Here is a 9,336-nt window from a genome sequence, read left to right as displayed (position 1 = left end):
GACTCGCTGCCACATGTGTGGCTCTCGGTGACCTCTTTCCTTCCCGCATCTGCTCAACCTCTCCGGCGCACTGCAGTAACCAGTTCAGCTCGAACTCGTAGTCTGGACGAGTAAGCTCCGCAAATTGTTGGAGAGTATGGCGTCAGGAGGCCGTCGGGGTGTCCTTGCCGATCCAGTCCTGCAGGGCATGGTGGCGGAACTGGACAGCGATTCCCGAGAGCCTGAACAGGCCAGCGTCATAAGCCCAGTCGAGGAAGGGCCCCAGCCTGCGGCGGGGGAAGCGGCGGCGGACGATCAGGATCACGACAGCGATGGCGTACAGAGCCCACGATGAGTCGCAGGTTCTCACGATTCCGATGGCCAGCCCCATCCAGAGCCCAAGCACTGCTCCGTCGCCGAAGGCGGTCCAGGACAGCCACGGGTAGGCCGCCAGATTCATTGCACCGAAACCGGCGCTAAGCGCAAGCGCGTAGCAGGTCAGGACCACGGCCTGGAAAGCGAGCGCCTGTCCCATCAGCCGGCTCGGCCGACTGACGGCCGACGGCCGATGGGCAAGTACGACCTCTGTAGCGAGGACCAGCCCGATGGAGACGAAGGCGAGTCTGTGTGCCTGGCCGACCCTGGGTCCGTAGCCCTGGCTGAACCAGAGGCCGAACGCGTAGCCGACCGCCCACCCGGCCACGGGCCACAACAGCGCGAACAGCATTCGATGTCTGCCTGAAGGGGTGCGCAGCAGGGATGTGTCCAGTCCACGCAGGCGGCCGTCGGTCCGGGCTGTGCGGACGGTCACCCATACGACTAGGAGCAGCCCGGCCAACAAGAGTGAGCGTCCGGGGGCGTAGGGCGGGATCCAGTACGAGGTTTTGCTGTGGTACTGGCTCAGGGCGAGCAGCAGAAACAGAGTGGTCAGCGCGCCCTGGGCCGCCGTGGAAAGGATGCGCGGCAGGTGGTGGCCAGCCACTCGCCACAGTTGATGCGGGTAGAAATCGGTGCCCGAGTGGCCCCGTTGGCGGGCTATTGCGAGGTGGTGGGCGAGGGTGCCGAGCCACTGGCGGACCTCGGATTCCGAGTAACCGGTGCCCAGATGCTGGTGCTGGGCGACAGATTCCGGCAGGAGCCGGGCGAGCAGGAAGTCGCGGAGCTTGTCCGCTGGGAGCCGGATCAATTCCTCTGGCTGCCCGTGGTCGAGGTAGGTCGCCACGGTGACGAACAGCCACAGCGGGGAGCACAGCAGTTGGGCGAGCGGGCTGTCCGGATGATCCGTCAAGTGGGTGATGACCGGGCGCCACCGGTCCTCAACCCCCGCTTCCGAAGAGCGCCCGGGAAACCGATACTCAAGGTGCTGCCGCACACGGTCGATGTCAAGCGGTTGCAGTGTGACCACCGCGGCGTCCTGGAGCACTGGCACTTCCCCGCGGCGCATCGCTGAACTAGTCGTCTGTTCCAGACGGCGGTAGAGGTCGGCTCGACAGGTGATCACCACGGGTTGCGGACCGTAGTGGCCGGGCGTGTTGAGTGCGCGGATCACCGCCAGAGCGCGTGCAGGGAAGGCCCCATCGGGGTCCATCTCGTCAAGGCCGTCGAGGATCGGCAGTACCCAGCCCGCCTGCACCAGTTCCCTGGCCTGTCGACGTTTGAGCGGATGGGCTCCACTGGAGATCTGACGCACGATCCATTCGTCCAGCAGCCCAGCCACTGTTGAGGGAGGCACATCCGGCGAAGTGAGGCGGGAATCCTCGAAGCTCGGAAGACTGAGCCGCACCGGAACCAGGCGGCCGCGCTCGGCGGGAGCCCTTTCCTGGCTCGTGATCAGGTCGAGCAGCAGTTGCATCACGAGCACGGTCTTGCCAGCACCCGCGTTGCCCAGCACAACCAGCCTGCCTTGGCGTAGCCCGGTGTGGAAGGCGGCGATGCTCGTCAGAGATCCGCTGCCTGCGCCTTCGTCTTCGCGCCAGCGCACCAGGTCAAGCTCGGCTCGGTGAAACTCCAAGTCGGCTGCTTTGGGAGTGCTGTCGTCCGCCAGCAGCCGGGCACGGACACCAGCCTCCTGCCGCCTCACCGAGTCGGCAAGGGCCTTCGCCCAGCCCAGCAGCGCCTGGTGCTGATGAGGCAGGGCCGACGCGATGACGGGGTTCTGGAGGATGACATCGCCGTCGCTCTGGATCTGGAAGACGCTGCCCCAGATTGTCGATCGGCTCACGGACTGCGAGGCGAACTTCCGCCGGCGTCTCCACCTAGTCCAGGCGTCAGGGAGATTCGGTGTCATTCCAACTCAACGTCTGTGCCACCGTCGACCATGTGGACCGGGCCGGAAATCGAACCGGTCACCGACTGACTGCCAGCAGGAGGGGCCTGCGGGGGTTGTGCCGAGCCAGCGGGGGGTGTGGCTGTCGATGAACTGCTTTTGATCCGGACGGAGCCCGTCGCCCCTCGCACCTGGTACACGGGCCCTGCCACGTTCGCCGCCACGTGCTGCCCGCCAGCACCGGCCCGGTGTTGGAGCACCAGTCCCCAGACTGCAACCGCCAGACCAGCCACGGTGACGAACAGTCCAGCGACGCCAGCCACCCAGCTGGCTTTCTCCCACCCCACTCGGCTGAAGTACCAGATAAGGCCACCGGAAGCGGCGGCAGCCACAAATCCGCCTGACCACGCCAGCAGTTTCCCCGCCATGACAGCATCATCAGCGATACGGAGACGTCGCACCTCAAAATTGCGCCAACTACGCCCTCATTCTCCACAGTGGGCGTGATGGACTCCTTGCCCTCGCCGTCCAGGCCGACCTCCTGAGTTACTTCTCGGCGCCGTCCTCGTCATCGTCGAGGTCGACCACCTCCGGGTCGCGCAGGGGCCGCAAGCCGCCGTCGGCCGGGGCGGAGGCGGTGAGAGACCTTCACCGCCGGGTTGTCGTAGCAATCCGGCTGAAGCTGGGGGCAGCTCGTCTCGGAGGATACCGAGGTGGGCGGTAAGCAGCCCTGACAACGTCGGGACGGACTGGCACTGCCAGACGGTTCGGGTCCGGCTAGCGAGACGGGAAGGTGTACGCGAGGAACCAGTGCCTGACGCCCCGTAATTACGACACCGGCTCCAACCTGGCGGATACGGGCCGGACGCAGTGCACGACTGCCGGCGAGCCGGCGGTCGACTCCGAAGCCGACTCTACCTATCGGTGGGGAGGCCACGCCGAAGGTCTGCGGCGTAGGTGTGGCGATGCTGCCGGGGTAGAGCTGGGCACCTCACCCGCCGATCGATTCCGTGGTGAACGTGGGAACTGTCCGCGGTCGCCCTCCGTGCCGGATCTCCAGTCCGGCCGAGGGCAGGCCCATCGCTGGCTGATGGCTGCCGGGCAGGGCGGAGGCTCCGTAGTACTCGGAGGCCGGGAGAGCCGGCCGCAGGGGGAAGGGGGCCAGCAAGTCGACAGTAAGGATGCTGGAATGCCAGGAGGTTGTCGCCGGTGAACACCGACGAGCTGGAGTGGGCCTTGATGAAGGCCGAACACCGGGTACTGGAGATCCAGACCAAGCTGCACCGTTGGGCAAACGATGACTCTCATCGCAGGTTCGACGATCTGTTCAACCTCGTGGCCGACCCCGCTCTCCTGCTGGTGGCGTGGGATCGAGTCCGGGGGAACAAGGGTGCCCGCACGGCCGGAGTGGACGGGAGGACCTCACGCTCCATCGAGGCCGGGCAGGGAGTCGAGGTCTTCCTCGACGGGCTGCGATCTCAGTTGAAAGACCGTAGCTTCCATCCGGTCCCGGTACGCGAGCGGATGATTCCGAAGGCGAATGGCAAGTTCCGTCGCCTGGGCATCCCGACCGTGGCGGACCGGGTGGTTCAGGCGTCCTTGAAGCTGGTGCTGGAGCCGGTGTTCGAAGCGGATTTCCTCCCGTGCTCGTACGGATTCCGTCCGAACCGCCGGGCTCAGGACGCTGTCGCCGAGACTCGCCACCTCACCAGCCATTCGTATGAGTGGGTGGTGGAGGGCGATATCACGGCGTGCTTTGACGAGATCTCGCATACGGCCCTGATGGACCGGGTGCGGGATCGGGTCGGGGACAAGCGGATGCTGTCCTTGGTGAAGGCGTTTCTCAAGTCCGGGATCATGTCCCAGAACGGAACCCTTACCGACACACGCACCGGTACCCCGCAGGGTGGGATCCTCTCGCCCCTGCTGGCCAACATCGCACTCTCAGCCCTGGACGAGCACATCGCCCAGGCCCCTGGAGGAGCAGGCAGTAGCTCCGAGGAACGGCGCCGCAGACGGCGGCGAGGACTGTCCAACTACCGGCTGGTCCGGTACGCGGATGACTTCCTCGTGCTCGTCTCAGGCAGCCGTGATCACGCTGAAGAACTGCGAAGGAACGTCGCGGAGGCATTGAAGCCGATGGGTCTTCGCCTATCGGTGGAGAAGGCGAGGATCACCCACATTGACGAGGGCTTCGACTTCCTTGGATGGCGCATCCAGCGTCACCGAAAGCGGGGAGCCGGTCGGCAGTACATCTACACCTACCCGGCGCGCAAGTCAGTGCGCTCGGCGACGGCCAAGGTGAGGGAACTGACCGGACGACAGAACGTCGGACTGCCGCTGACCTCCCTGCTGCGCCGATTGAACTCGGTCCTGCGGGGCTGGTGCGCGTACTTCCGTCCGGGGGTTTCGAACGTCGCCTTCTGCTACCTCAGCCACTTCGCGTGGATGCGGGTCATGCGGTGGATCCGGCGCAAGCACCCCGGAATCGCATGGAAGCAGCTCCGCCGACGTTATTGCGAAGGCGGCTGGTGGCCCACCACGGAGGAAGGAGAACTGTTCAACCCGGCAAAGGTAAGCACGACAAGGTACCGATACCGAGGGACGGTGATCCCGAGCCCGTGGCCCACTACGGCTTGAGAATCCGGCCAGGCCACAACGGGACTTGCGGAGAGCCCGGTGCTCGGAGACGGGCACGCCGGGTTCGGGAGGCGGCTCGGGGAAACCCACTGGTGGAAACATCAGCAGGGCGCCCCGAGTCGACCTCACCGATGCCTCGCCAGGCCTTCAGCTTGTTGATCAGCCGCTCGACGGTGTTCCGCTCCTTATACAGGTCCGCGTCGTGGCTGACGGGCCGACCGCCTCTGGAGCCCTTCTTCTTCCGGTTGGCGACCTGGTCCCTCTTCTCCGGAATGACCGCCTTGATACCGCGTTCCCGCAGGTGGGCGCGGTTGCCGCGAGACGAGTAGGCCTTGTCCCCGGCAACCGCGTCCGGCCGGGTGCGAGGGCGGCCGACAGGCCCACGGACCCGTACCCGCCCCAGCACGGGGACGAACTGCGGGCTGTCCGCGGCCTGGCCCGCGGTCAGGACGGACGCCAGCGGGCGGCACTTCCGGTCGGCGGCCAGATGAACCTTGCTGGTCTGCCCGCCCCTGGAGCGTCCGATGAGGGCGGCCTTCAGCCGGAGTTTCTGCCGGCGCCGGATGCGCCGCCGCCCTTCCCGCTCGGGATCGTCTTCGGTGTCCTGGCCGGCTTGTTCGCCGAGGCCGCCCCCTTTGACCTGGCCTTCTCCCGCTCGGCGGCCTTCTCCAGAGCCGCGACGGCCTCCTGGTCCAGGTGCATCCCGGCAGCGTCGTGGTGGGCCCGGGCGGTGGTGGAATCGATACTGACCAGGGACAGGTCCACCTCACCCCGCAGCGCGGCTTCCGTGATCAGGCCCTCCGGCAGGGCCTCGAAGATGCCTGCGTCACGCCACTGCCGGAAGCGGTTGTGGACAGTCGGCCAGGCGCCGGACTCCCGCGGCATCTCCCGCCACTGCCCGCCCGTCTTGAACCGCCGGATCACGCCCTCGAACTGCTGCCGCAGTCGCTCGGGATACGGGCCGTACTCGCCGATCGGCAGGTACGGCCCGATGAACTCCCACTCCGCATCCGTCAGTTGCACTCGCGTCACGCAGCAAGATCTACCGGTCCAAGCCCTGACGCGAAGGCGAATCCCACAGGTTGATCACGACTCGATACGCGCCCTAGGACGCCGATCCCGCCCGTGAAGACCTGCGGCAGGCCCAGTCCCCACGCCCGCAGGTGACCCCGCCCCACGCCCCCGTACCCGCGAGGTCACCCCAGGGCCGCCGCTCCCGGTGGCCCCGGGAACCGTCACCCGTGCTCGCCCGCCCCAGAGCTGAGCCGATCGACGATCCCGGGGCCACAACCCCCAGTAAAGGAACTGATGTGATCCCCCACCCCGCCGGCCGCCTGGACATCGGTCCCCCGCCACAGGTGATCGTCGCCATGGACGACCTCAGAAAAGCCCTCCTGGCCCACGACGTTCACACCTCCCTCAGATATGAGGACCGGCAGCCACGCCTGCACGCCGGCGCGCTCACCGTGTGGGCCGACCCGTGCGGGCAGACGTTCTTCTGGTCCACCTGCCACGGGGAGCGCGCCGAGCACGGCCCCGCCGACGACCTGGCGGACTGAACGTCGACGGTCAGCTCCCGCAGCAGCCGGCCGCGGCGCACACCTCACCGCACGTGCCGGATGCTGCCGTGGTGGCCCGCTCGCCGCCGGTTTCTTCGGTGCAGGGCTTGGTGGCCTTGACGATGGCGGAGTGCATGCCGTCGGCGACCGCGTGGGTGGGGGTGATCTCGACGCCGGTGAACCCGGCCGCTTCGAGCCCCGCCCGGTACTCGGTGACGGACAGGGCTCCCGCGATGCAGCCGACGTAGTCGCCGCGCTCGGCCCGCTCTGCGGGCGTGAGGGCGTCGTCGGCGACGACGTCCGAGATCCCGATCCGGCCGCCCGGGACCAGGACGCGGAACGTCTCGGCGAAGACGGCGGACTTGTCGGTGGACAGGTTGATCACGCAGTTGGAGATCACCACGTCGATCGTGTTCGCGGGCAGCGGGATGGCCTCGATGGTGCCCTTGAGGGACTCGACGTTCGTGGCGCCGGCCTTCTTCTGGTTGGCGAGGGCCAGGACGAGCATCTCCTCGGTCATGTCGAGGCCGTACGCCTTGCCGGTCGGACCGACGCGGCGGGCGGAGAGGAGGACGTCGATACCGCCGCCGGAGCCCAGGTCCAGCACCCGGTCGCCCTCGCCCAGGTCGGCGACCGCGGTGGGGTTGCCGCAGCCCAGCGAGGCGGCGACGGCCTCGGCGGGCAGGTCGTCGCGCTCGCCGCCGGTGTAGAGGGCGGAGCCGAAGTTGTCGTCGATCTCGATGGCGGCCGGTCCGCAGCAGGCACTGCCGCCCTCGGTGACCTGGACCGCGGCCGCGGCGTAGCGCTGGCGGACGGTCTCGCGCAGGTCGGTGGACTGCTCGGTCATGGCTGACTCCTCGAAGACGGGGCCTGGCGGGGCTCTCACCGGGTTGTATTTGCGTTCTTCGATTCAATCTTGCGGCTTATATCGAAAAACGTCAATATAGAAACATGTCGAAACAAGAGCTTGTGGTGCTCGGCCAGGACACGGCCGACGGCTGCTGCCCCACCCTGCTGACCGCCCCCCTGGATGAGGAGACGGCCACCGACCTGGCGAAGGTGTTCAAGGCGCTGGGTGATCCGGTGCGGCTGCGGCTGCTGTCGATGATCGCCTCGCGGGACGGCGGGGAGATCTGCGTATGCGACCTCACCCCCGCCTTCGAGCTGTCCCAGCCGACGATCTCCCACCACCTGAAGCTGCTGAAGCAGGCCGGGCTGATCGACTCCGAACGCCGCGGCACGTGGGTGTACTACCGGCTGCTGCCCGCCGCGACCGACCGGCTCGCCGCCGTCCTGACCCGCCCCGGCACTCCGGCCGGACCCGCCCCGGCCGCCTCATGAGCGACACGACGTCCACGGCGACCGGCCCGGTCGCGGCCCGGCTGTCGTTCCTGGACCGGTTCCTCGCCGTGTGGATTCTCGCCGCGATGGCCGCCGGCCTGGGACTTGGCCGCCTCGTGCCCGGCCTGGGCGACGCGCTCGCGAAGGTCACCGTCACCGGCGTCTCGCTGCCGATCGCGCTCGGGCTGCTGGTGATGATGTACCCGGTGCTGGCGAAGGTCCGCTACGACCGGCTCGGCACCGTCACCCGCGACCGCCGCCTGCTCATCCCCTCCCTGGTCCTGAACTGGGTCGTCGGCCCAGCCCTGATGTTCGCCCTGGCCTGGATCTTCCTGCCGGATCTGCCGGAGTACCGCACCGGCCTGATCGTCGTCGGTCTCGCCCGCTGCATCGCGATGGTCATCATCTGGAACGACCTGGCCTGCGGCGACCGCGAAGCCGCCGCCGTCCTCGTCGCGCTGAACTCCGTCTTCCAGGTCATCGCGTTCGCCGGACTGGGCTGGTTCTACCTCAACGTGCTGCCCGGCTGGCTCGGCCTTCAGCAGACCGCCCTCGACGTCTCCGTGTGGGAGATCGCCCGCAGCGTGCTCATCTTCCTCGGCATCCCCCTGGCCGCCGGGTTCCTCACCCGCCGCCTGGGCGAGAAGGCCAAGGGCCGCACCTGGTACGAGACCAAACTGATCCCGCGCATCGGCCCGTTCGCCCTGTACGGGCTGCTGTTCACGATCGTCGTGCTCTTCGCCCTTCAGGGCGACGCCATCACCTCCAAGCCGCTGGACGTCGTCCGGATCGCGCTGCCGCTGCTGGTGTACTTCGCGCTGATGTGGGCCGGGTCCCTGGCCGTCGGCCGCGCGGTCGGCCTCGACTACCCGAAGGCCACGACCCTGGCCTTCACCGCGGCGGGCAACAACTTCGAACTCGCCATCGCCGTCGCCATCGCCACCTTCGGCGCCACCTCCGGCCAGGCCCTCGCCGGAGTCGTCGGCCCCCTCATCGAGGTCCCCGTCCTCATCGGCCTCGTCTACGTCGCCCTCGCCGCCCGCCGCTACTTCCCCCAGACCACAGCGACAGCCGACCCGGCCGTCTCCCCGGAAGGTTCCGCCCGTGTCTGAGCCCCAGCCGAAGCCGTCGGTGTTGTTCGTGTGCGTCCACAACGCGGGCCGCTCCCAGATGGCCGCCGCCTTCCTCACCCACCTCTCCCAAGGCCGCGTCGAAGTCCGCTCCGCCGGGTCCGCACCCGCCGACACCGTGAACCCCGCCGCCGTCATCGCGATGGCGGAGGTCGGTGTCGACATGTCCGCCGAGACCCCGAAGATCCTCACCATGGAAGCCGTGCAGGCATCCGACGTCGTGATCACAATGGGCTGCGGCGACGCCTGCCCCGTCTTCCCCGGCAAGAAGTACCTCGACTGGAAACTCGACGACCCCGCCGGACAGGGCGTCGAAGCCGTCCGCCCGATCCGCGACGAGATCGAGCACCGCGTCCGCGGCCTGCTCGCCGAACTGCTGCCCGAGCACTGATCACGCACCTCCGCCCGACCGCCGCGCAGA

Annotated in this window: 7 protein-coding genes and 1 pseudogene; 5 read left to right on the top strand and 3 right to left on the bottom strand. The window is 67.9% G+C overall.

The window, feature by feature from the left end:
• Positions 1 to 142: 142 nt before the first annotated feature.
• Positions 143 to 2,200: an NACHT domain-containing protein gene (locus ABZ194_RS29735; protein ID WP_355600336.1), complete on the bottom strand. Its 2,058-nt coding sequence runs from the start codon at positions 2,198 to 2,200 to the stop codon at positions 143 to 145.
• Between the two features lie 1,254 nt (positions 2,201 to 3,454).
• Here ABZ194_RS29735 and ltrA point away from each other — a divergent pair.
• A complete protein-coding gene (ltrA, locus tag ABZ194_RS29730; RefSeq protein ID WP_355600335.1) occupies positions 3,455 to 4,885 on the top strand; it encodes a group II intron reverse transcriptase/maturase in 1,431 nt (476 codons plus the stop codon).
• A gap of 130 nt (positions 4,886 to 5,015) precedes the next feature.
• Here ltrA and ABZ194_RS29725 read toward each other — a convergent pair.
• Positions 5,016 to 5,917, bottom strand: a pseudogene (locus tag ABZ194_RS29725) (transposase); the annotation flags it as partial.
• Positions 5,918 to 6,195: 278 nt separating this feature from the next.
• Between ABZ194_RS29725 and ABZ194_RS29720 the strand changes: the two are divergent.
• On the top strand, positions 6,196 to 6,444 hold the full coding sequence (locus ABZ194_RS29720) for a hypothetical protein (RefSeq protein ID WP_355600334.1): 249 nt from the start codon (positions 6,196 to 6,198) through the stop codon (positions 6,442 to 6,444).
• A 10-nt stretch (positions 6,445 to 6,454) separates the two neighbouring features.
• On the opposite strand, the gene arsM is transcribed toward ABZ194_RS29720, so the two are convergent.
• Positions 6,455 to 7,291, bottom strand: coding sequence for an arsenite methyltransferase (gene arsM, locus ABZ194_RS29715; RefSeq protein ID WP_355600333.1), 837 nt, complete (start codon positions 7,289 to 7,291; stop codon positions 6,455 to 6,457).
• A gap of 104 nt (positions 7,292 to 7,395) precedes the next feature.
• On the opposite strand from arsM, the gene ABZ194_RS29710 reads away from it, so the two are divergent.
• From ABZ194_RS29710 to ABZ194_RS29700, 3 genes are read left to right on the top strand one after another with little or no spacing between them, the layout of a single operon-like run.
• Positions 7,396 to 7,785 carry a metalloregulator ArsR/SmtB family transcription factor gene (locus ABZ194_RS29710; protein ID WP_355600332.1) on the top strand — a complete coding sequence of 130 codons (390 nt, stop codon included), beginning with the start codon at positions 7,396 to 7,398 and terminating at the stop codon, positions 7,783 to 7,785.
• Complete coding sequence (arsB, locus tag ABZ194_RS29705) at positions 7,782 to 8,897, top strand: ACR3 family arsenite efflux transporter (protein ID WP_355600331.1); 1,116 nt, start codon at positions 7,782 to 7,784, stop codon at positions 8,895 to 8,897. Before ABZ194_RS29710 ends, arsB begins: the two co-directional genes overlap by 4 nt.
• On the top strand, positions 8,890 to 9,306 hold the full coding sequence (locus ABZ194_RS29700; protein WP_355600330.1) for an arsenate reductase ArsC: 417 nt from the start codon (positions 8,890 to 8,892) through the stop codon (positions 9,304 to 9,306). The genes arsB and ABZ194_RS29700 overlap by 8 nt, the downstream gene beginning before the upstream one ends.
• The last annotated feature ends 30 nt before the right edge of the window (positions 9,307 to 9,336 follow it).

The organism is Streptosporangium sp. NPDC006007, assembly GCF_040614315.1.
In the GTDB taxonomy this organism is placed as follows: Bacteria; Actinomycetota; Actinomycetes; order Streptosporangiales; family Streptosporangiaceae; genus Streptosporangium.
This window is presented reverse-complemented; position numbering and strand designations above follow the sequence as displayed.